This window comes from Cupriavidus phytohabitans (assembly GCF_000426345.1).
In the GTDB taxonomy this organism is placed as follows: Bacteria; Pseudomonadota; Gammaproteobacteria; order Burkholderiales; family Burkholderiaceae; genus Cupriavidus.
In genome coordinates this window covers 1-20,932 of record NZ_AUFE01000055.1, presented here as the reverse complement: position 1 = coordinate 20,932, position 20,932 = coordinate 1, and the positions used below count along the sequence as shown (strand labels likewise).

Below are 20,932 nucleotides of genomic sequence, written 5' to 3'. Positions count from 1 at the left end.
TGCAAGGCAGGCACGCAAATGGCAAGTTGGTGACGATCCGCCGGGATTCAAGCCGTTTGCAGCACGGCGCCGCCGGCGACCCTCACGCGCGGCGGAAGCAGGCACTGACCACCAGGCCCGAATCCGGCGCGGCGCGGTTGGCCAGCAGCAGGCGTCCGCCGTTGCGCTGCATGATGCGGTTGACGATGGACATGCCCAGTCCCGCGCCCTTGGCCTCGCTGCGCGCGCTGTCGAGCCGGTAGAACGGCCGCGTCAGCAGCGACAGCTGGCCTTCGGGCACGCCATTGCCGCGGTCGGCCACGGTCAGCACCGCTTCCTTGTCGTCGACCCGGGTGGAGATCTCGACCACCGCCATGCCGCTCTGCTCGTCCTTGGCATAGCGGCGCGCGTTTTCGACCAGGTTGTCGAGGATGCGCTGGACTTCCATGCGGTTGGCCACCGCCATCACCGGCTCATTGGCACGCACGTGCACGCGCACATCGTCATGCGCGGCGTAGACGCCCACGGCATCGTGTACCAGTGCCGAAAGGTCGACCGGCTCGACGGTTTCCAGCGGCGGCCGCGCGTAGTTGAGGAACTGGCCGATGATCGCGTCCATCTGTTCGATATCGGCGATCATGGCGTCGCGCGTGGGCGTGTCCATCGGCGACATCTCGGTTTCCAGGCGCAGCCGCGTCAGCGGCGTGCGCAGGTCATGCGAGATGCCGGCCAGCATCACCACGCGGTCGTCGTCGAGCTGGCGCAGGTCGCGCACCATCTGGTTGAAGCTGTGGTTGGCCAGCGCCACTTCGCTGGCGCCGCGCTCGGGCAGCGGCGGCGGGTCGCCGCCGGCGCCGATGGCGCGCGCGGCGTTGGCCAGGCGCTTGAGCGGATAGTTGACGCGCGCGGTGATAAAGGCCGCGCCGATGATCGACAGCAGCAGCGCGGCAATGCTCCACCACAGCCACTGGATGCCGGGCACGCGCTCGAAGCGCTCGGGGCTGATCGCCACCCAGTAGTCGTCGCCCTCGATCTCGAAGCTGACCCACACGCCGGGAATGTCATTGACGGTGGTGGCCAGCACGGTGTCCTCGCCCAGGCGGCCGCGGATTTCCTGCTGGACCAGCGAGGTCAGGAACGGGTTGGCGGTTGGCGCGGCGAAGTCGTCATCCTTCTCGCGCGGATAGACCTTGATGCCTTCGTTCTGCACCAGGTCGAGCAGCAGGAAGCGGCGCCGCGCGGGGTCGGAGTAAAGCAGCGCGGCGCGCGTGAGCTTGACCACGCTGACCACCTGCATGGCGATCTGCTGCGCGCGCGGGGCGCGTTCGAACAGCCGGTAGCTCTGGAACCAGATGCCCAGCGAGATCGCCAGCAGCAGGGCGATAAGCATGAAGGTTCGCCAGAACAGCGAACCAAAGAACCGCGTCGCGGTTCTGCCGATAACGGTCGCCACGATAGGAACAGCGGCCGTTATCGGTTATTTCACGCCATCGGGAATGAAGACGTAGCCCAGGCCCCAGACCGTCTGGATAAAACGCGGGTTGCTCGGATCCGGCTCGATCAGCTTGCGCAGGCGCGAGATCTGCACGTCCAGGCTGCGGTCGAACACTTCATATTCACGGCCGCGCGCCATTTCCATCAGCTTCTCGCGCGACAGCGGCTGGCGCGGATGGCGGGCGAACACCTTGAGCACCGAGAATTCACCGGTGGTCAGCGTGATTTCCTCGTCGTTCTTGGTCAGCGTGCGCGTGGCCAGGTTCAGCACGAAGTCGCCGAAGGCAAACGTCTCAGGAGTCTCGGAGGGGGCGCCGGGCACTTCGGCCGGGCCCTTGCGGCGCAGCACCGCGTGGATGCGCGCGATCAGCTCGCGCGGATTGAACGGCTTGGGCAGGTAATCGTCGGCGCCCATTTCCAGGCCGACGATGCGGTCCACGTCCTCGCCCTTGGCGGTGAGCATGATGATCGGGGTCTGGTCGTTGGCACCGCGCAGCCGGCGGCAGATCGACAGGCCGTCTTCGCCCGGCATCATCAGGTCCAGCACCAGCAGGTCGAAACGCTCGCGCAGCCAGAGCTTGTTCATCGCGGTGGCGTTTTCCGCCACCAGCACGGTGAAACCCTGTTCGCCCAGATAGCGGCGCAGCAGATCGCGCAGACGCGGGTCATCGTCGACGACAAGAATCTTGTGGCTGGTATTTTCCATGGCGGTATCTTAGCGACTATCGCTTTCGCTCAAAATGGCTTAACAAAACGTTACATACTTTACCCCGTGGTATGGCGGCGTGCATCAATCGTGCGATTACACTGCGCCATCCCGTCTTTTTGCGCACCTTGCGCGCCGATTTTCCGCGCATTTGCACCGCATGATCCACGGCATCGACCGCCCCCGGTTAGCAGCCCTGGCCCGATGCTTGCATAGGACAGCAGCGCCAGACGGGATCGGACGGGGTAACGAAATTTCCCGGCTTCAGACGGTTTCAGTGACCGCTTTTCCGGAAGCCAAGACCGCCATTATCAATGAAAGTGAACCGAACCCGGCACGGGCATCCGCAGCATGGTATCGCCGGCGCATGCATTGCGCTTGCGGCTGCCGCATGGCTGCTTGGACCGGCCGGGCAGGCGCGGGCCCAGTCGGCCGGCATGGCCAACCTGCTCAAGCGCCATCCGTCGGCGCAGGCGAGCGATCCGGCCAATGGCCAGCGCGAGGCGCGTGCCCGTGCCGAGCGCCATCGCGCCGAGCAGCGCGAGACCGACCGCCGCCGCGCGGAAGACCGCGAGCGCGGCGGTTCGCGGCTGTCGCCGGACGAGCGGCGCCGCCTGCGCAAGAGCCTCTACGATTTCGGGCGGGAGATGTACGACGGCAGCTGAGCGCTGCCGTCCCCTTGGGTCAGCTATGTCAGCCGCGCGGCTGGAAGTGGCGCAGGAAGTCGACGAAGACCTCGGCTGCCAGCTGTGCGTCGTCGGCAGTGATGGTCTCCAGCGGGTTGTGGCTGATTCCGCCATTGCCGCAGCGCACGAACAGCATCGCCACGTCGGTGATGCGGTGCATCATCATGGCGTCGTGGCCGGCGCCGGAAGGCAGCTCGAACGCCTCCAGTCCCCGCTTCTTCAATACCGCGCCGAGCTGGTCCATCAGCCAGCGGGCGCAGGGTGCGTTATTGACCGGCGGCACGCGCTCGACCTGAGCTGACAGCCCGCGCCGCGCGGCGATCTGTTCGATGCCGGCAACGATGTCGGCAATGGCCGCCTCGCGGATGTCGTCGGTGCCCGCGCGGATGTCCATCGAGAAGGTGCAGGCCGCCGGGATCACGTTGCTCGATCCGTTCGGCACCTGCAGCTGGCCGACGGTGCCGACCAGCGTGGGCGCGGCGGCGCAGCGCTCTTCCACCAGCAGGATCATTTCGGCCGCACCCGCGGCGGCGTCCTTGCGCATGCCCATCGGTGTGGTGCCGGCATGGCTGGCCTGGCCTTCCACCTGAACCTGGAAGCGGCTGCTGCCTGCGATCTGCGTGACCACGCCCAGTGGCAGGCCGTGGTGCAGCAGCACCGGTCCCTGTTCGATATGCACTTCGACGAAGCCCAGCAGCGTCGCCGGATCGAGCGCCGCCGCGCGCAGTGCCTGCAGGTCGCCCGCACCGGGCAGGCCGGAGGTGGTCAGCGCCTCGGCCAGCGTGACGCCGTCCGCGTCGACGCGGGTCAGCAGCGCGGGATCGAAGCGGCCCGCCAGCGCGCTGCTGGCAAGGAAGCTGGTCTTGAAGCGCAGCCCTTCCTCCTCGGCGAAGCCCACCACCTCGAAGTGGTACGGCAGGCGGATCCCGGCCCGGTTCAGCGCATCCACCACGGCAATCGGCAGCAGGATGCCGAGGCGCCCGTCATAGCGGCCGCCATTGCGCACCGTATCGAAATGCGAGCCGGTCATCAGCACGCGGGCATCGGTGACGGCGGGGTCGGCGGCGTAGCGGCCGATGACATTGCCGATGGCGTCGATGCGCACCTGCATGCCCGCGGCCTCCATCCATTGCGCCAGCTGGTCCTGCGCGGCACGGTGCGCCGGCGTCAGGTAGGCGCAGGTCAGGCCGCCTTCCATGTCGGAGAAGCGGGCGAGCTGGTCGGCGTGGTCGAGGATGGCCTGGCCGAGGGAAGCGGTAGTCTGGGTCATAACGGGTGTCGGCGGGTATCGTGGCTCGCTGCCGGTTTACTATGTATCAGCTATTGCGGATCCAGGTCTTCCACGCGATCCACAGCTTGCGCAGCGGCGTCAGCGCGATGCGCTGGCTGAGGACCTGGAACTGGCTGGCTTCCAGCTCATCGAGCAGCGCATGGTAGATCGCCCCCATCAGCAGCCCGGCGCGCTGGGCGCGGCGGTCCTGGCGGGGCAGGGCCGCCAGCGCCTCGCGGTACAGCTTGCGGGCGCGTTCGGCGTGGTACTGCATCAGTGCCACGAAGCGCTCGGAATGCTGGCCCTTGAGGATTTCTGACGCCGGCACCTGGAACTGCTGCAGCGTATCGACGGGCAGGTAGATGCGGCCGCGCCGGGCATCCTCGCCCACGTCGCGCAGGATATTGACCAGTTGCAGCGACAGCCCGAGCTTCTCGGCAAATTCCAGCGTCTTCGGGTCGGTATAGCCGAACAGCCGCGCGCTGAGCGTGCCGACCACGCCGGCGACGCAATGGCAGTAGCGGTTCAGGCCGGCTTCATCCAGATAGCGCGTCTGCGTCAGGTCCATCTCCATGCCGTCGAGCACTTCGGTCATTTCGACCTGCGGCAGGCCGGCGCCGGCAACATGCGGCTGCAGCGCCTGGGTGGTCGGGTGCGTGGGCGTGCCGTCGAACAGCCGCCGCAGTTCCGCTCGCCACCAGTCCAGCTGCTGGTGCGCCAGGCCGGTATCATGTGTATCGTCGACCACGTCGTCGACTTCGCGGCACCAGGCATACAGCGCGGTGATGGCGCGCCGGCGTTCGGCCGGCAGGAACAGGAAGCTGTAATAGAAGCTGGAGCCGCTCTGGGCGACTTTCTCTTGGCAATACTGATCGGGCGTCACGCCGGTCTCGGTCTGAAGATGGGGTGGGGAAGCGCGGGGCGCCGATTGTAGCATCGCCGATCCGTGCACTCGGACGCCCCCGGGTGGCCGGGCGGCAGACAATTGACCACGGCTCATCTGTCGGGAATGGCACCTGAGTGAGCGTTCCAGGCGTTTCGTCGCCTGCCGTTTGACGCACCCCCGGGGGGATCGCTATATTACTGACCGGCCAGTTATTTATTATCCCGCGCTGGCCTCCGCGGCCGACGGCCCGCCTTGCCAGCAGTTCCATCCGACTCCTAGCTTACCGATGCCAGTGCCTTGCCCAGTGCCGGAAGTTGCGGCCGCAGCGACTCTTTTTGACACCAGATCGTTACGCCGCGCGCGCCTTGGGCGCTTCGCGGTTGTCGCGCTGGTGGCTGTCGGCGCCGTCACGGTCGCAGGCTGCGGCAGGAAGGCCGAGCCGGCGCCGGAAGTCCGCCCGGTGCGGCTGATGCAGCTCAGCCAGCACAGCGGCAAGACCGCCTTCGAGTTTTCCGGCGACGTGCGCCCGCGCGTCGAATCGCGGCTGGGGTTCCGCGTGGGCGGCAAGATCGCGGCACGCCTGGTGGATGTGGGTGCCATCGTCACCAGGGGCCAGCCGCTGGCCCGGCTGGATCCGACCGACCTGTCCCTCGCCGAAGCGGGCTCGCGCGCCCAGTTCGAGGCCGCGAAGACCGACCGCGACCTCGCCGCGTCGGATCTGAAGCGCTACAACGACCTGTTCGCCAAGGGCTTTATCAGCGCCGCCGAACAGCACCGGCGCCAGGCCAGTTTCGAGGCGGCCGACTCGCGCCTGCGCCAGGCCCAGGCCGGCCTGCGCAGCCAGTCCAATCAGACCGCCTACGCCGTGCTGCATGCCGACGCCGACGGCGTGGTCACGGCCATCGACGCCGAGGTGGGGCAGGTCGTGACCCCGGGCCAGCCGGTGGTGCGCGTGGCCCAGACCGCGGAGAAGGAAGTGGCGATCGGCCTGCCGGAAGACCAGGTCGACCTGCTGCGCGGCATTACCGACGTCAGTATCCATACCTGGGCTGAGCCGCAGCGCGCGCTGCCTGGCCGAGTGCGGGAGATTGCCGCGGCTGCCGACCCGGTCACCCGCACCTATGCCACCCGCGTCACCATTCCCAATCCGCCCGCCGACCTCAAGCTCGGCATGACCGCGGTGGTGACGTTCGTGCGGACCGGGGCCACCCCCGCGATCCGCGTGCCGCTGACGGCGCTGCTGCAGGAGCAGGGCCGCAACCAGGTGTGGATCTACGATGCAGCCGCCGGCACGGTCAAGCCGGTCACGGTGACGCTGGGCGACGCGGTCGGCAACGAGGTGGAAGTGCGGCAGGGGCTGGCGCCAGGCCAGACCATCGTCACCGCAGGCGTGCATCTGCTGCGCCCGGGCCAGAAGGTGCGGCCGCTGCAGACCGTCGCGCCTGCTTCCGCAGTCCCCTCCGCGCCGGCCCCGACGCCTAAGCAGGGCTGAGGGCGGCATGGATCATTCCCGCTTCAACCTGTCGCGCTGGGCGCTCGAGCACCAGCCGCTGACCCGCTACCTGCTGGTGGTGCTGCTGCTGGGCGGCCTGCTGGCGTTCTTCCAGCTGGGCCAGGACGAGGACCCGCCCTTTACCTTCCGCGTGATGGTGGTCCAGGCGTTCTGGCCGGGCGCCACCGCCGAGCAGATCGCGGTGCAGGTCACCGACAAGATCGAACGCCAGCTGCAGGAAGTGCCTTACGCCGACAAGATCCGCAGCTTCTCCAAGCCCGGCGAGACCACGGTGATCTTCCAGCTCAAAGACACCTCGCCGGCGAAGGAAACCGGGCAGATCTGGTACACCGTGCGCAAGAAAATCGGCGATATCCAGCAGACCCTGCCCGCGGGCGTCCGCGGGCCATTCTTCAACGACGAGTTCGGCGACGTCTACGGCACCATCTACGCGCTGTCGGCAGACGGCTTCAACTACAAGGAACTGCGCGAGTACGCCGACCTGGTGCGGCAGGAGCTGCTGCGCGTGCCGTCGGTAGCCAAGGTGTCGCTGATCGGGCTGCAGGACGAGAAGGTCTATATCGAGTTCAACCAGGCGCGCTTTGCCCAGCTCGGGTTGGACATCAATGCCATCGCCGACCAGATCTCGCAGCAGAACAACCTGACCGGCAGCGGCGTGCTGGTCACGCCGAGCGACAACCTGCAGGTGCGCCTGTCGGGCCAGTTCGCCAGTGTCGGGGACCTGGAGAACCTGGTGCTGCGCGGGCCCAATGGCATCGCCAATATCCGCCTCGGCGACATCGCGCAAGTGTACCGCGGCTATGTCGACCCCACCCAGACGCGGATGCGCTTCAATGGCAAGGATGTGATCGGGCTGGGCATCTCGATGCAGAAGGGCGGCGACATCATCCAGCTCGGCAAGGACCTGCGCGCGGCCTTCGAGAAGCTGCGCGGCCAGCTGCCGGTCGGCATCGAGATGGACCAGGTCCAGGACCAGCCCAAGGCGGTCAAGCAATCGGTGGGCGAGTTCGTGCGCGTGCTGATCGAGGCCGTGGTGATCGTGCTGGCGGTCAGCTTCGTCGCACTGGGCTTGCATACGCGGCCGCTGCGGCTGGACGTGCGGCCCGGGCTGGTGGTGGCGCTGACGATTCCACTGGTGCTGGCGGTGACCTTCCTGTTCATGCACATCTTCGGCATCGGCCTGCACAAGATCTCGCTGGGCGCGCTGATCGTGGCGCTGGGGCTGCTGGTCGACGACGCCATCATCGCGGTCGAGATGATGGTGCGCAAGCTGGAAGAGGGGTTCTCCAAGATGGAGGCGGCCACCTTCGCCTATACCTCGACGGCGATGCCGATGCTGACCGGCACGCTGATCACGGCGGCGGGATTCCTGCCGGTAGGGCTGGCGCGCTCGACGGTGGGCGAGTACACCTTCGCCATCTTTGCCGTGACCGCGCTGGCACTGGTGCTGTCGTGGCTGGCGGCGGTGTATTTCACGCCTTACCTCGGCTATCTGCTGCTCAGGACGCGCGGTGCGGGCGCGGGCGAGCATCATGAGGTGTTCGATACGCCGTTCTACGCGCGCTTCCGCCGGCTGGTGGACTGGTGCGTGACCTGGCGCAAGACCGTGATCGCCATCACGCTGGTGACGTTCGTGCTGGGCATCTACGCGTTCAAGTTCGTCGAGAAGCAGTTTTTCCCCGATTCCAGCCGGCCCGAACTGATGGTGGAACTGTGGATGCCGGAAGGCACCAGCTTTGCCCAGATGGAAGCCGAAGCCAAGCGCTTCGAGCGGCTGGTGGGCAAGGACAGGCAGGTGGAAAGCCTGACCACCTTCGTCGGCACCGGCGCGCCGCGTTTCTACCTGCCGCTCGACCAGATCTTTCCGCAGAGCAACGTCGCGCAGGTAATCGTGATGCCGGCCAGCACCGAGGTGCGCGACGCGCTGCGCCGTCGCATCATCAAGCTGCTCGACACCGAATTCCCGTACCTGCGCGGCCGCGTCAAGCTGCTGCCGAACGGGCCGCCAGTGGCGTATCCGGTGCAATTCCGCGTGATCGGCCCTGAGGCGGGCGCGGTGCGCCAGCTGGCCGACCAGGTCAAGGCCGTGATGCGCGCGAACCCGAACACGGTCGGCGTCAACGATAACTGGAACGAGAACGTCAAGATGCTGCGCCTGGAGATCGACCAGGACAAGGCGCGCGCGCTGGGCGTCACCACCAGCGCGATCGCGCGCGTGACGCAGACCGTGCTGACCGGCGTGCCGGTCGGCCAGTACCGCGACGGCGACAAGCTGATCGAGATCCTGATGCGCACGCCGCGCAACGAGCGCGATGCCATGTCCGACCTGAACAACGTGCTGGTGCCGACCAATACCGGCCGCACCGTGCCGCTGACCCAGGTGGCACGCGTGGCGCTGAAGTCCGAGCCCGGGGTGGTCTGGCGCGAGAACCGGGACTTCGGCGTGACCGTGCAGGCGGACGTGGTCGACGGCATCCAGGGCCCGACCGTGACCGCGCAGATCAACCCGCAGCTGGACCAGCTGCGCGCGCAGCTGCCCGCGGGCTACCGCATCACCGTGGCCGGGGCGGAAGAAGAAAGCGGCAAGGCCGGCGCGTCGATCGCCGCCCAGCTGCCGCTGTGCATCTTCCTGATCTTCACGCTGCTGATGCTGCAGCTGCATAGCTTCTCGCGCGCGCTGATGGTGTTCCTGACCGGCCCGCTGGGCCTGATCGGTGCCGCCGCGACGCTGCTGCTGCTGCGCGCGCCGATGGGGTTCGTGGCGCAGTTGGGCATTACCGCGCTGCTGGGCATGATCATCCGCAACTCGGTGATCCTGGTCGACCAGATCGAGCAGGACATCAGTGCGGGCGTGCCGCCCTGGACCGCAATCGTCGAAGCGGCGGTGCGCCGTTTCCGCCCGATCATCCTGACTGCCGCCGCGGCGGTGCTGGCGATGATCCCGCTGTCGCGCTCGATGTTCTGGGGGCCGATGGCGGTGGCGATCATGGGTGGGCTGATCATTGCCACCGTGCTGACGCTGCTGTTCCTGCCGGCGCTGTATGCGGCGTGGTTCCGCATCAAGCGGCCCGAGGCAGGGGTTGGGGCGCTGGCAGTCTGACGGGCGCGGCTGCCGGTGTCAGGCCGGCGCGGCGCATGCAGCTGCGAGCCGTACTGGCGCCTGCGCGCCAACGCCAGCCAGCGCGCGGCAATAGAAGGCGCGCGGCAATGGCAGGCTGGCAGGCGCGGGCCGCCAGGCCTGCGCGCCTAGTTGCAGATCGTGCCGGGAACCGGCTTGCCGGAGTTGGTCATGCCCTGGCAAGCGTCGCCGATGGTCAGGCTGGTATCGGAGGCCGAAGCCGGCGACAGCTTGAGCTTGCCTGCCACCGTGCAGCAGCCGCGCGGCGGTGGCGGCATCGGTGTGCGCTTGAGGGTCGGCGCCGGGGCTGGCCCGCCGGCTTCGGCCGTTTCTTCGGCATCAGGGAACACGCACTGCCCTTGCTGGCAGATCCGCTCCCCTTTGCACTGCATGTCGTACTGGCATCCGGCAGCCTGGGCGAGCGATGACCAGCCAGCGGCCATCGACGCTGCCAACAGCAAGGCAGAAACTTTCATATGCCCTCCGATAGGGCTGAGGTGAAGACTGGAGTGGTCGGCGAAGTGTGCAATACCGCTCCAACACTTTCAGAATAGATCGCGCGCGGGGGCTGCGATAGCCGTTGGCACTCAGGTGTTCTACCACCTCCCGCGAGGACCGGCGGCGCTCGCGGTCATTGCTCCAGCATCTCGCACACCTGCACGTCCGGCAGCGTACTCAGGCCTGTCCGGAATTTGTGCAATACATCGGGATGATCTCGCCGCTGGCCGCTGCGAGTTTCGACAGGTAAGGACTGGCCACCGGGACCAGCGCATCGGCATGTGGTGGCGCCGCCACAGGAAGGGCGGATGGTGCGAGGGAGGGGACTCGAACCCCTACACCATTGCTGGCGTCAGGACCTAAACCTGGTGCGTCTACCAATTTCGCCACCCTCGCGGTCCTTGCGGCGCAGCCCGGACGGGCGGCCGCGATGCTCATTGCCTGCGCGGGACACGAAAGCAAAAAAGGCGGCTGGAACTGCCCGCCTTTCATCGGTCCGCCGCTGCCGGCGCCTGCCGTGGCAGGTTCTGCGCCCGCAGCGCAATGAGGCTGCGGATTGTAGCGCAAGGCGCGAGGGGAATCCAGTCCCGCTGGCCAGCGATATATATTGTCGGCATTGCCGACGCGTGCCGCATGGGGCGGCGCGCTCCCTGTCCCATGCCCCCTGGTCTGACTTCTGCCTTGAAGGCGCCGCCATGGCGCCTGCTCTTCTGGGCCTGCGCCTGCGCCGTGCTGGCCCTGTCGCTGATGCCGCCGTCCCAGCCCCTGCCAAGCACCGGCTGGGACAAGGGCAACCACCTGCTGGCCTTTGGCGCGCTGGCGCTGCTGGGGCGGCGCGCCTTTGCCGGCCACTGGCTAGCCCTGCTGGTGGCGCTGGTCGCTTATGGCGGCGTCATCGAGCTGTTGCAGGGCATGACCGAATACCGCGAGGCCGACTGGCTCGACCTGGCGGCGGACACCTGCGGGGTGCTGGCCGGCGTGGCGCTGGACTGGCTGTGGCGCGGCCGCGGCCGGCGCTTGCCACGTTAGCTCGCGCGGCGGCGCATGCCGCCGGCGCTTGTCGCTTTACCGCTCTTCCGCTTCCAGCGTGAATTTCGCGCCGTCGTCCTGGCCGAGCAGGTTGACCAGCAGCGGCATCGCCTCCCGCAGCATTTCCTCCAGCCGCCACGGCGGGTTGATGATGAACATGCCGCTGCCGTGCAGCCCCAGGCCGCCTTCGACCGGGTGCCTGACGGTCAGCGTCACGTGCAGCCAGCTCTTCAGCGGCAGGGCCTTCAGTTGCACCGGCAGCTGCAGCGATTCGCGCCGCTGCACCTGTGGGTACCAGACCGCATAGACGCCCGTGGCAAAGCGCTCCAGGCCGTCGCGCACGGTCTGCACGGTGCGGGCGTAGTCCTGCTTGTCTTCGTAGGAGGGGTCCACCAGCACCAGCGCGCGCCGCGGCGGCGGCGGCAGGATCGCCTTGATGCCGCCGAAGCCGTCGCCGTCGTACAGCATTACGCGGCGGCCGGCGCCGCGGAAGTTGTCGCGCAGCACCTGGATTTCGGTGCTGTGCAGTTCGAACAAGCGCAGCCGGTCCTGCTCGCGCAGCATCTGCCAGGCCAGCCATGGCGACCCGGGATAGTGGCGCAGGTTGCCATCCTGGTTCAGCGCGCGGACCTGGTCGAGGTACTCGTCCAGCAGCGGCGGCAGCGCGGTGCCGCTGGCGGCGGCCCGCCACAGGGGCGCAATGCCGGTCTCGAACTCGGCCTTCTTTTGCGCCCACTCGTGCTCGAGCGCATAAAGGCCGGCGCCGGCGTGGGTGTCGATGTACCAGATCGCCTTGTCCTTCTGCGTGAGGTGTTCGAGCAGCTGCACGACGACGGCATGTTTGAGGACATCGGCATGGTTGCCGGCATGGAAGGCGTGACGATAGCTGAGCATGGCGAAGCGGGGCGCCGCTGAGGCGCAAGATCGGGGGCAGGGCGGCGTGGCCACTGCGGGGAAGGCCGCTATGCTACCATCCGCGGCGAGTCGCCCCCTCCCCATGTCCGGCACCTCCGCCCGGGCCCCAAGTATCCGTATCCCATGCCGCGCGCACTCGAGCCCGCCGAGCCTATCCTGTCTGCCGAAGGCACCCCGTATTCACCCCGCTACGACGACGTCTACCACAGCACCGAAGGCGGGATGGCGCAGGCCGCCCATGTCTTCCTTGGCGGCAACGGCCTGCCGCAGGCGTGGGCCGGCCAGCGCCAGTTCGTCATCGTCGAAACCGGCTTTGGCCAGGGGCTGAATTTCCTGGCGACGTGGCAGGCGTGGCGCGACGATCCCGAGCGCTGCGGCACACTGCATTTCGTCTCGATCGAAAAGCACCCCTTCACGCGCGAGGGCCTGGCCCGGCTGCATGCCGGCCTGCAAGCGCTGGAACCGCTGGCGCAGGCGCTGCAGGCGCAATGGCCCGACGCCTTGCCGGGCCTGCACCGGCTTGCCTTCGACGAGGGGCAGGTGGTGCTGACGCTGGCGCTGGGCGACGCCGGGCAATTGCTGCCGAAGCTGGCAGTGGGAGCCGATGCCTTTTACCTCGACGGCTTTTCGCCGGCGCGCAATGCGGACATGTGGTCGCCGCCGGTGTTCCGCGGGCTGGCGCGGCTGGCCCGGCCAGGCGCGACGCTGGCCACCTACACCGCCGCCGGGTTCGTCCGGCGCGGGCTGAAGGAAGTCGGGTTCGAAGTCAGCAAGGCGCCGGGCTTCGGCGGCAAGCGCGACATGACGGTCGCGCGCTTCCGGCCGTTGTGGAAGTCGCGCCGCCATGCACCGCCGCTGGCGGCGCAATGGCCCGACCGGCATGCCATCGTGATCGGCGCCGGCCTGGCCGGCTGCGCCGCGACCGAGCGCCTGGCCGCGCGCGGCTGGCGCATTACGCTGTTCGATGCGCATGACGGCCCGGCGCGGCAGACCTCGGCGCATCGCGCGGCGGCCATGCATGCCCACCTGTCTGCCGACGACAGCCTGCTGTCGCGCCTTTCTCGCGCCGGCAACCAGTACGCACTGCGAGCCTGGGCGGCGCTGCGCGACGCCGGGCATCCGGTCGGCTGGCACGGCTGCGGCGTGCTGCAGATCGGCGAGGACGAGGCCGAGGGCGAGGTCCAGCGTGCCGCGCTGGCAGCCATGGGGCTGCCGGAATCGTTCGTGCGCTGGATGAGCGCGGAGGAGGCGGCGTCCACCCACCGGGCCGGAGTGCCACGAGGGGGGCTGTGGTTCCCGGCCGGCGGCTGGGTGGCGCCTCCCGATGTCTGCACTGCGCAGCTGGCGCGTGCGGGCGATGCAGTCGCAGCGCGCTTCGGTTGCCGCGTGGCAAGCATCGCGCGCGTGGATGACCAGTGGCGCGCGCTCGACGCCGGCGGTGCCGTGCTGGCGTCGGCCCCGGTGCTGGTGCTGGCCAATGCGCACGAGGCGCAGCAACTGCTGCCGCAGCAGCACTGGACCATGCGGCGCGTGCGCGGCCAGCTCACTACGCTGCCGGCCGCGCAGGTCGATGCGATCGGCGGCTGGCCCGACTGCGTGGTCACCGGCGCCGGCTACCTGCTGCCGCGTGCGGCGGACGGTACTGGCCGTGTCGGCTCCAGCTACGACCCCGACGAAGGGCCACTGGCCGAGCGTCCGGAAGTGCATGCCGCCAACCTGGCGCGCCTGGCCGGCCTGCTGCCGCGGCAGGCCGGCGCGGTGGCCGGCATCGACCCCGCCGCGCTGACCGGCTATGTCGGCGTGCGCACGGTCACGCACAACCGGCTGCCGCTGATCGGCCAGGTCGCCGACGAGGTGGCGGCACGTACGCAAGCAGGTGCATTGCGCGGCGCGCACCTGCGTGACCTGCCGCGTGTCCCCGGCCTGTACGCGGCCCTTGCCTATGCGTCGCGCGGCCTCACATGGGCGGCACTGGGGGCCGAGCTGCTGGCCAGCCAGATCGAAGGCGAGCCGCTGCCGCTAGAGGCCGACCTGGCCGATGCCGTCGATCCGGCACGCCTGCTGCTGCGCGCGCTGCGCCACGGCCAGGCGGGCTAGCGGCGAGGGCGCCGGAAAGCGCTTCCAGGTCTGCTTCAGGGTAAAAACGCCGGAACCGAACCAAAACCGTGCGATAATCCCCGTTTTCCGTTTGCGCGGAGCCCTCCGTGCGCCGTCGCGCCGCGTCGGCCCCAGGCAGTGCTGCAAATGGCGCAGCGCAAGCGGTAGCGCCAACGAACACAACTACATTTCTGGATTGGATCTACGACCATGTCGAACGTGATTGAGAACCTCGGCAAGCTGGACCGCAAGGTGACCCTGGCCTTCCCCAAGGCCGAAGTGGAGAAGGAAAAGCAGGAGCGCCTGGTTCGCCTGTCGAAGACCGTGAAGATGTCGGGCTTCCGTCCGGGCAAGGTGCCGATGAAGATGGTCGAGAAGCAATACGGCCAGCAAGTCGAGTTCGAAGTGCGCTTCGACAAGGCCGCGCGCAAGTTCTTCGACATCACCAAGGAACAGGACGTCAAGGTTGCCGGCCAGCCCAAGTTCGAGATCAAGACCGAAGGCGTGGAAGCTGACCAGGTCGCATTCGATGCCACCTTCGAGGTGTACCCGGAAGTGAAGATCGGCGACCTGTCGGCCGCCGAAGTGACCCGCACCGGCACCGAGATCACCGACGCCGAAGTCGACAAGACCGTCGACATCCTGCGCAAGCAGCGCGTCCACTACCACACCCGCGGCGAAGCCGGCGAGCATGGCGACGGCGGTGCCGACGTCACCGCCCAGAACGGCGACCGCGTGACGCTGGACTTCGTCGGCAAGATCGACGGTGAAGAGTTCGCCGGCGGCAAGGCCGAGGACTTCCCGTTCGTGCTGGGCGAAGGCCGCATGCTGCCCGAGTTCGAGCAGGCCACGCTGGGCCTGAAGGTCGGCGAAAGCAAGAGCTTCCCGCTGGCCTTCCCGGAGGACTACCACGGCAAGGAAGTGGCCGGCAAGACCGCCGAGTTCACCGTGACGCTGAAGAAGATCGAGTGGGCCCACCTGCCGGAAATCAACGAAGCCTTCGCCAAGTCGCTGGGCATCGCCGACGGCAGCGTCGAGAAGATGCGCGCCGACATCCGCGAGAACCTGGAGCGTGAAGTCAAGCGCCGCACGCATTCGATGCTGAAGGACCAGGTCATGGAAGCCCTGCTGAAGGCAAGCGAGCTGGACGTGCCGAAGGCCCTGATCGAGCAGGACCAGGAGCGCCTGGTCGAGATGGCCCGCCGCGACCTGGAGCAGCGTGGCATGCCCAACGCCAAGGACATGCCGATCCCGGCCGAGATGTTCGCGCAGCAGGCAGAGCGCCGCGTCAAGCTGGGCCTGATCCTGGCCGAGATCGTCAAGGCCAACGGCCTGGAAGCCAAGGCCGACCAGATCAAGGCCGAGATCGAGGACTTCGCCAAGAGCTACGAAGATCCGAAGGAAGTGATGCGCTGGTACTACGGCGACCAGCAACGCCTGGCTGAAATGGAAGCCTACGTGCTCGAAAACAACGTGGTAAATTTCGTGTGCGACAAGGCCAAGGTCACCGACAAGAAGGTGTCCTTCGAGGAACTCACCGCCGAAGGGAACCAGCAGCAAGCTGCCTGAGGTCGGGGATAACCCGCAAGCCCGCTTTCCTCCGCGCCACGGCGAAGGAAGCGGGCCGGTGTCCCGAGTGACTGATTGCCTTGCGATCCGACGAATCCATGGAGAACCTGCATGACCCGCAATGATTTGCTTGACCGTCTCGCCACCACGCAGGCTTCGGCACTGGAAACCCAGGGCCTGGGGCTGGTGCCGATGGTCGTCGAGCAGTCCGGCCGGGGCGAGCGCGCCTATGACATCTATTCGCGCCTGCTGAAGGAGCGCGTGGTGTTCATGGTGGGCGAGGTCAACGACCAGACCGCCAACCTGGTGGTGGCACAGCTGCTGTTCCTGGAGAGCGAAAACCCCGACAAGGACGTGTCGCTCTACATCAACTCGCCGGGCGGTTCCGTTTCGGCGGGGCTGGCGATCTACGACACCATGCAGTTCATCAAGCCGGATGTGTCCACGCTGTGCATGGGCATGGCGGCGAGCATGGGCGCCTTCCTGCTGGCGGCCGGCGCCAAGGGCAAGCGTTTCGCGCTGCCCAACTCGCGCATCATGATCCACCAGCCGCTGGGTGGCGCGCGCGGCCAGGCCTCGGATATCGAGATCCAGGCGCGCGAGATCCTGTACCTGCGCGAGCGGCTGAACAGCATCCTGTCGGAAGTGACCGGCCAGCCGGTCGAGAAGATTGCGCGCGATACCGATCGCGACAACTTCATGAGCGGCGACCAGGCGGTGGACTACGGCCTGGTGGACAAGGTCATCGCCCGCCGCGGCTGATGCCACGGGCCGCCGCGGCGCAATCCGCAACGGCGGCTATGCCGGTCTGCCGGGAAACCCGCATTGCGCGGAACGCCCTGGCGCGGCAGCATTGCCAAAACGCGAAGGCTACACCGGAACGAGGCCTTGTGCCTCGTTCTTTGCTTTTGCCCCACAGCCTTGGGGGAGAGCGCCGGTGAGGCCAATTGTTTTGGCGTATGATGCGTTTAAAGCGTATCGCCGGGGAGCCTTTCGCCCCGCGGTGTGCGCAATGCAAAAGTGACTGATTCCTATGGCGGACAAAAAAGGTTCATCCAGCGAAAAGCTTCTCTACTGCTCCTTCTGCGGCAAGAGCCAGCATGAGGTCAAGAAGCTGATTGCGGGCCCCTCGGTGTTCATTTGCGACGAATGCATCGACCTGTGCAACGAGATCATTCGTGACGAAGCCACCGCAACCGAGAAAGACGCCGCCGCGGCCGCGCGCTCGGACCTGCCCACGCCCCACGAAATCCGCGAAAGCCTGGACCAGTATGTGATCGGCCAGGAACAGGCCAAGAAGATTCTGGCCGTCGCGGTCTACAACCACTACAAGCGCCTGAAGCACCTCGGCAAGAAGGACGATGTCGAGCTGTCCAAAAGCAACATCCTGCTGATCGGGCCGACCGGCTCCGGCAAGACGCTGCTCGCGCAGACGCTGGCGCGCCTGCTCAACGTGCCGTTCGTGATCGCCGACGCGACCACGCTGACCGAAGCCGGCTACGTGGGCGAGGACGTCGAGAACATCATCCAGAAGCTGCTGCAGAACTGCAACTACGAAGTCGAGAAGGCGCAGCGCGGCATCGTCTACATCGATGAGATCGACAAGATCTCGCGCAAGTCCGACAACCCGTCGATCACGCGCGACGTTTCGGGCGAGGGCGTGCAACAAGCCCTGCTGAAGCTGATCGAGGGCACGATGGCCTCGGTGCCGCCGCAGGGTGGCCGCAAGCATCCGAACCAGGACTTCCTGCAGGTCGATACGACCAACATCCTGTTTATCTGCGGCGGCGCGTTCGACGGCCTGGAAAAGGTCATCATGCAGCGCTCGGACAAGACCGGCATCGGCTTCGCCGCGCAGGTCAAGAGCAAGGAAGAGCGCGACGTCAGCGAAGTCCTGCCGCAGACCGAGCCGGAAGACCTGATCAAGTTCGGCCTGATCCCCGAACTGATCGGCCGCCTGCCGGTGGTCGCCACGCTGGCCAAGCTGGACGAGGCCGCGCTGGTGCAGATCCTGGTCGAGCCCAAGAACGCGCTGGTCAAGCAATACCAGAAGCTGCTGGCGATGGAAGGCGTCGAGCTGGAAATCCGCCCGGGTGCGCTGACCGCGATCGCTCGCAAGGCGATTCGCCGCAAGACCGGCGCCCGCGGCCTGCGTTCGATCCTGGAGCAATCGCTGATGGACGTCATGTATGACCTGCCGAATTACAAGGGCGTGCAAAAGGTGGTGATCGATGAAAATACGATCACCGGAGATGCACCACCGCTGCTGATGTACGAAGAGCAGCAGCCGAAAGTGGCAGGCTCCAACTGACGCGAGAGCTGCCAAGGGTGGTAAGTGTTTGGAACCACACCGGCAGCGAGGCGAGAAAGCCGTTCGCGTAGAAGCGAGCGGCTTTTTTTGTTTATTTCCACCGACGAGAAGGAGGAAAGGCGGGTATGCTGTTTCAGAGGGGCCTGCAAGTGCAGGGAGCGGCATCTTCCTGTCTTGGTGAATCGATTGGCATGTATCTTGTAATCGAATCAGGCGGCCCAATTTACGCCTTAAATGACTGACTTGGGGAAAATGATGTCCGGAACACAACTCCTCCCGGCCGAGCCGATTCGCCTCCCACTGTTGCCGCTGCGCGACGTGGTGGTGTTTCCGCACATGGTGATCCCGCTGTTCGTGGGACGCCCGAAGTCCATCAAGGCGCTTGAGACTGCGATGGAGGCGGGCAAGAGCATCATGCTCGTAGCCCAGAAGACGGCGGCCAAGGACGAGCCGACCGCCGACGACCTGTACGAGGTCGGCTGCATCGCCAATATCCTGCAAATGCTGAAGTTGCCCGACGGTACCGTGAAGGTGCTGGTCGAGGGTACGCAGCGTGCCAATATCCGCGAGGTGAGCGAGGACGATTCGCACTTCATGTGCGAAGCCGTGCCCGTGCCGCCCGCACCTGGCGAGAGCGCCGAGACCGAGGCCCTGCGCCGCGCGATCGTGTCGCAGTTCGACCAGTACGTAAAGCTCAACAAGAAGATCCCGCCGGAGATCCTGACCTCGCTGTCGGGTATTGACGAGGCTGGCCGCCTGGCCGACACCATCGCCGCGCACCTGCCGATCAAGCTCGAGCAGAAGCAGAAGATCCTGGAGATGGTCAATGTGACCGAGCGCCTGGAAAGCCTGCTGTCGCAGCTCGAGGGCGAGATCGACATCCTGCAGGTTGAAAAGCGCATCCGTGGCCGCGTCAAGCGCCAGATGGAGAAGAGCCAGCGCGAGTACTACCTGAACGAGCAGGTCAAGGCCATCCAGAAGGAACTGGGCGAGGGCGAAGAAGGCGCCGACCTGGAAGAACTCGACAAGCGCATCAAGGCCGCGCGCATGCCGAAGGAAGCCAAGAAGAAGGCCGACGCCGAATTCAAGAAGCTCAAGCTGATGTCGCCGATGTCGGCCGAAGCCACCGTCGTGCGCAACTACATCGACACGCTGGTGAACCTGCCGTGGCGCAAGAAGAGCAAGGTCAACAATGACCTGGCCAACGCCGAGCGCGTGCTGGATGAAGACCACTACGGCCTGGAGAAGGTCAAGGAACGCATTCTCGAATACCTCGCGGTGCAACAGCGCGTGGACAAGGTGAAGGCGCCGATCCTGTGCCTGGTCGGGCCTCCCGGCGTGGGCAAGACCTCGCTCGGCCAGTCGGTGGCGCGCGCGACGAACCGCAAGTTCGTGCGCATGGCACTGGGTGGCGTGCGTGACGAGGCCGAGATCCGCGGCCACCGCCGTACCTACATCGGTTCGATGCCGGGCAAGATCCTGCAGAGCCTGTCCAAGGTCGGCGTGCGCAATCCGCTCTTCCTGCTCGATGAAATCGACAAGATGGGCATGGATTTCCGCGGCGATCCGTCGTCGGCGCTGCTCGAGGTGCTGGACCCGGAACAGAACCATACGTTCCAGGACCACTACATCGAGGTGGATTTCGACCTGTCGGACGTGATGTTCGTGGCGACGTCGAACTCGCTGAATATCCCGCCGCCGCTGCTCGACCGTATGGAAGTGATCCGCCTGTCGGGTTACACCGAGGAGGAGAAGCTCAACATCGCCACGCGTTACCTGCTGCCCAAGCAGATCAAGAACAATGGTCTGAAGGCTGGCGAGATCGAGGTGACCGATGCTGCGATTCGCGACATCATCCGCTACTACACGCGCGAAGCCGGTGTGCGTTCGCTTGAGCGCGAGGTGTCCAAGATTGCCCGCAAGGCGGTCAAGCTCCTGCTGCTGAGGAAGGAGTCCGGCACCATCAAGGTCGATTCCGAGAACCTGGACAAATTCCTGGGCGTGCGCAAGTACGACTTCGGTCTGGCCGGCAAGGAAAACCAGGTTGGCCAGGTGACCGGTCTGGCGTGGACCGAGGTGGGCGGCGACCTGCTGACCATCGAAGCCGCGATCATGCCGGGCAAGGGCAACATCACCCGCACCGGTTCGCTGGGCGATGTGATGAAGGAGTCGGTCGAGGCCGCACGTTCGGTGGTGCGTTCGCGGGCACGCCGTCTGGGGATCACGGATGAGATGTTCGAGAAGCGCGACATCCACATCCACGTGCCCGAAGGCGCGACGCCCAAGGACGGCCCGTCGGCAGGCGGTGCCATGACCACGGCGCTGGTGTCGGTGCTGACCGGCATCCCGGTGCGCGCGGATGTCGCCATGACGGGCGAGATCACGCTGCGCGGCGAGGTGCTGCCGATCGGTGGCCTGAAGGAAAAGCTGCTGGCGGCCCACCGTGGCGGTATCAAGCTGGTGCTGATTCCGGAGGAAAACGTCAAGGATCTGGCCGAGATCCCCGACAACGTGAAGAACGCCATCGAGATCGTGCCGGTGCGCTGGATCGACAAGGTGCTGGAGCTGGCGCTCGAGCGCAAGCCGGAGCCGTTGGCGGAAGAGGATGCCAAGCCCGCTGACGTGGCGGACAAGGCCACGGCCAAGGTGGAGCGTCTGCACCACTGATCGGGCTGCGTGAAATGAACGCCGCGGGGCAGCGATGCCCGGCGGCGTTTTTTTTTTTTTTTTTTTTTTTTTTTGTGCGCCCAGCATGGGCGCACTCTTGTGGGTGCAAGTCCCACCGTAAGTTGATCACAGCGAACGAAGCGAAGCGCAACTGCGAAAGGGCGACCGATCGTGGGGAGGAAGCGTGGAGCGAA

The 20,932-nt window shown here is 66.5% G+C and carries 15 protein-coding genes and 1 tRNA gene; 9 read left to right on the top strand and 7 right to left on the bottom strand.

The genetic code is table 11. The features are described from left to right. Positions 1-82: 82 nt before the first annotated feature. Both K309_RS0127015 and ompR read right to left on the bottom strand, forming a co-directional pair. Positions 83-1,432 (bottom strand): ATP-binding protein, encoded by a 1,350-nt coding sequence (locus K309_RS0127015; RefSeq protein ID WP_035878454.1) that lies wholly within the window; start codon positions 1,430-1,432, stop codon positions 83-85. A gap of 24 nt (positions 1,433-1,456) precedes the next feature. Further along, positions 1,457-2,179, bottom strand: coding sequence for an osmolarity response regulator transcription factor OmpR (gene ompR, locus K309_RS0127010; protein ID WP_010810107.1), 723 nt, complete (start codon positions 2,177-2,179; stop codon positions 1,457-1,459). A gap of 314 nt (positions 2,180-2,493) precedes the next feature. Here ompR and K309_RS0127005 point away from each other — a divergent pair, with 314 nt between their 5' ends. Further along, entirely contained in the window at positions 2,494-2,844 is a 351-nt protein-coding gene (locus K309_RS0127005) for a hypothetical protein (protein ID WP_029049278.1), read from the top strand. Positions 2,845-2,872: 28 nt separating this feature from the next. Here the strand turns inward: K309_RS0127005 and K309_RS0127000 are convergent, their stop codons facing one another. Together K309_RS0127000 and hpnD are read right to left on the bottom strand one after the other, a co-directional pair. After that, complete coding sequence (locus K309_RS0127000; protein ID WP_029049277.1) at positions 2,873-4,135, bottom strand: Zn-dependent hydrolase; 1,263 nt, start codon at positions 4,133-4,135, stop codon at positions 2,873-2,875. Positions 4,136-4,181: 46 nt separating this feature from the next. Beyond that, positions 4,182-5,018 carry a presqualene diphosphate synthase HpnD gene (hpnD, locus tag K309_RS0126995; protein ID WP_029049276.1) on the bottom strand — a complete coding sequence of 279 codons (837 nt, stop codon included), beginning with the start codon at positions 5,016-5,018 and terminating at the stop codon, positions 4,182-4,184. A 289-nt stretch (positions 5,019-5,307) separates the two neighbouring features. On the opposite strand from hpnD, the gene K309_RS0126990 reads away from it, so the two are divergent. Both K309_RS0126990 and K309_RS0126985 read left to right on the top strand, forming a co-directional pair. Then, on the top strand, positions 5,308-6,513 hold the full coding sequence (locus K309_RS0126990; protein WP_035878453.1) for an efflux RND transporter periplasmic adaptor subunit: 1,206 nt from the start codon (positions 5,308-5,310) through the stop codon (positions 6,511-6,513). Positions 6,514-6,520: 7 nt separating this feature from the next. Continuing rightward, the gene (locus K309_RS0126985) at positions 6,521-9,634 is read left to right on the top strand and encodes an efflux RND transporter permease subunit (RefSeq protein WP_029049274.1); all 3,114 of its coding nucleotides are present in this window, start codon (positions 6,521-6,523) and stop codon (positions 9,632-9,634) included. Positions 9,635-9,780: 146 nt separating this feature from the next. Here K309_RS0126985 and K309_RS0126980 read toward each other — a convergent pair whose 3' ends face one another. Continuing rightward, positions 9,781-10,128, bottom strand: coding sequence for a hypothetical protein (locus K309_RS0126980; protein WP_029049273.1), 348 nt, complete (start codon positions 10,126-10,128; stop codon positions 9,781-9,783). 331 nt (positions 10,129-10,459) lie between these two features. Then, a tRNA-Leu gene (locus K309_RS0126975) sits at positions 10,460-10,546 on the bottom strand. A 351-nt stretch (positions 10,547-10,897) separates the two neighbouring features. Between K309_RS0126975 and K309_RS37595 the strand changes: the two genes are divergently transcribed. Next, positions 10,898-11,179 carry a VanZ family protein gene (locus tag K309_RS37595; RefSeq protein ID WP_369796525.1) on the top strand — a complete coding sequence of 94 codons (282 nt, stop codon included), beginning with the start codon at positions 10,898-10,900 and terminating at the stop codon, positions 11,177-11,179. Positions 11,180-11,215: 36 nt separating this feature from the next. Here the strand turns inward: K309_RS37595 and K309_RS0126965 are convergent, their stop codons facing one another. Further along, positions 11,216-12,073 carry a 23S rRNA (adenine(2030)-N(6))-methyltransferase RlmJ gene (locus tag K309_RS0126965; RefSeq protein WP_029049272.1) on the bottom strand — a complete coding sequence of 286 codons (858 nt, stop codon included), beginning with the start codon at positions 12,071-12,073 and terminating at the stop codon, positions 11,216-11,218. A gap of 144 nt (positions 12,074-12,217) precedes the next feature. Between K309_RS0126965 and mnmC the strand changes: the two genes are divergently transcribed. The 5 genes from mnmC (at position 12,218) to lon (ending at position 20,738) form a co-directional block, all read left to right on the top strand. Then, entirely contained in the window at positions 12,218-14,191 is a 1,974-nt protein-coding gene (gene mnmC / locus K309_RS0126960) for a bifunctional tRNA (5-methylaminomethyl-2-thiouridine)(34)-methyltransferase MnmC2/FAD-dependent 5-carboxymethylaminomethyl-2-thiouridine(34) oxidoreductase MnmC1 (protein ID WP_029049271.1), read from the top strand. Between the two features lie 210 nt (positions 14,192-14,401). Next, positions 14,402-15,760, top strand: a complete 1,359-nt coding sequence (gene tig, locus K309_RS0126955; protein ID WP_029049270.1) for a trigger factor — start codon at positions 14,402-14,404, stop codon at positions 15,758-15,760. Between the two features lie 111 nt (positions 15,761-15,871). Further along, positions 15,872-16,522 (top strand): ATP-dependent Clp endopeptidase proteolytic subunit ClpP, encoded by a 651-nt coding sequence (clpP, locus tag K309_RS0126950; RefSeq protein ID WP_029049269.1) that lies wholly within the window; start codon positions 15,872-15,874, stop codon positions 16,520-16,522. 271 nt (positions 16,523-16,793) lie between these two features. Beyond that, complete coding sequence (gene clpX, locus K309_RS0126945) at positions 16,794-18,071, top strand: ATP-dependent Clp protease ATP-binding subunit ClpX (RefSeq protein WP_029049268.1); 1,278 nt, start codon at positions 16,794-16,796, stop codon at positions 18,069-18,071. Positions 18,072-18,326: 255 nt separating this feature from the next. Continuing rightward, complete coding sequence (gene lon, locus K309_RS0126940; protein ID WP_029049267.1) at positions 18,327-20,738, top strand: endopeptidase La; 2,412 nt, start codon at positions 18,327-18,329, stop codon at positions 20,736-20,738. Positions 20,739-20,932: the final 194 nt, after the last annotated feature.

Bases quoted from the DNA above. Each gene is read 5' to 3' on its own strand.
- K309_RS0126990 (WP_035878453.1), top strand. From the start codon at position 5,308: ATGCCAGTGCCTTGCCCAGTGCCGGAAGTTGCGGCCGCAGCGACTCTT.
- ompR (WP_010810107.1), bottom strand. From the start codon at position 2,179: ATGGAAAATACCAGCCACAAGATTCTTGTCGTCGACGATGACCCGCGT.
- K309_RS0127000 (WP_029049277.1), bottom strand. From the start codon at position 4,135: ATGACCCAGACTACCGCTTCCCTCGGCCAGGCCATCCTCGACCACGCC.
- clpX (WP_029049268.1), top strand. From the start codon at position 16,794: ATGGCGGACAAAAAAGGTTCATCCAGCGAAAAGCTTCTCTACTGCTCC.
- K309_RS0126985 (WP_029049274.1), top strand. From the start codon at position 6,521: ATGGATCATTCCCGCTTCAACCTGTCGCGCTGGGCGCTCGAGCACCAG.
- lon (WP_029049267.1), top strand. From the start codon at position 18,327: ATGTCCGGAACACAACTCCTCCCGGCCGAGCCGATTCGCCTCCCACTG.
- clpP (WP_029049269.1), top strand. From the start codon at position 15,872: ATGACCCGCAATGATTTGCTTGACCGTCTCGCCACCACGCAGGCTTCG.
- tig (WP_029049270.1), top strand. From the start codon at position 14,402: ATGTCGAACGTGATTGAGAACCTCGGCAAGCTGGACCGCAAGGTGACC.
- K309_RS0126965 (WP_029049272.1), bottom strand. From the start codon at position 12,073: ATGCTCAGCTATCGTCACGCCTTCCATGCCGGCAACCATGCCGATGTC.
- K309_RS0126980 (WP_029049273.1), bottom strand. From the start codon at position 10,128: ATGAAAGTTTCTGCCTTGCTGTTGGCAGCGTCGATGGCCGCTGGCTGG.
- K309_RS37595 (WP_369796525.1), top strand. From the start codon at position 10,898: ATGCCGCCGTCCCAGCCCCTGCCAAGCACCGGCTGGGACAAGGGCAAC.
- mnmC (WP_029049271.1), top strand. From the start codon at position 12,218: ATGCCGCGCGCACTCGAGCCCGCCGAGCCTATCCTGTCTGCCGAAGGC.
- K309_RS0127005 (WP_029049278.1), top strand. From the start codon at position 2,494: ATGAAAGTGAACCGAACCCGGCACGGGCATCCGCAGCATGGTATCGCC.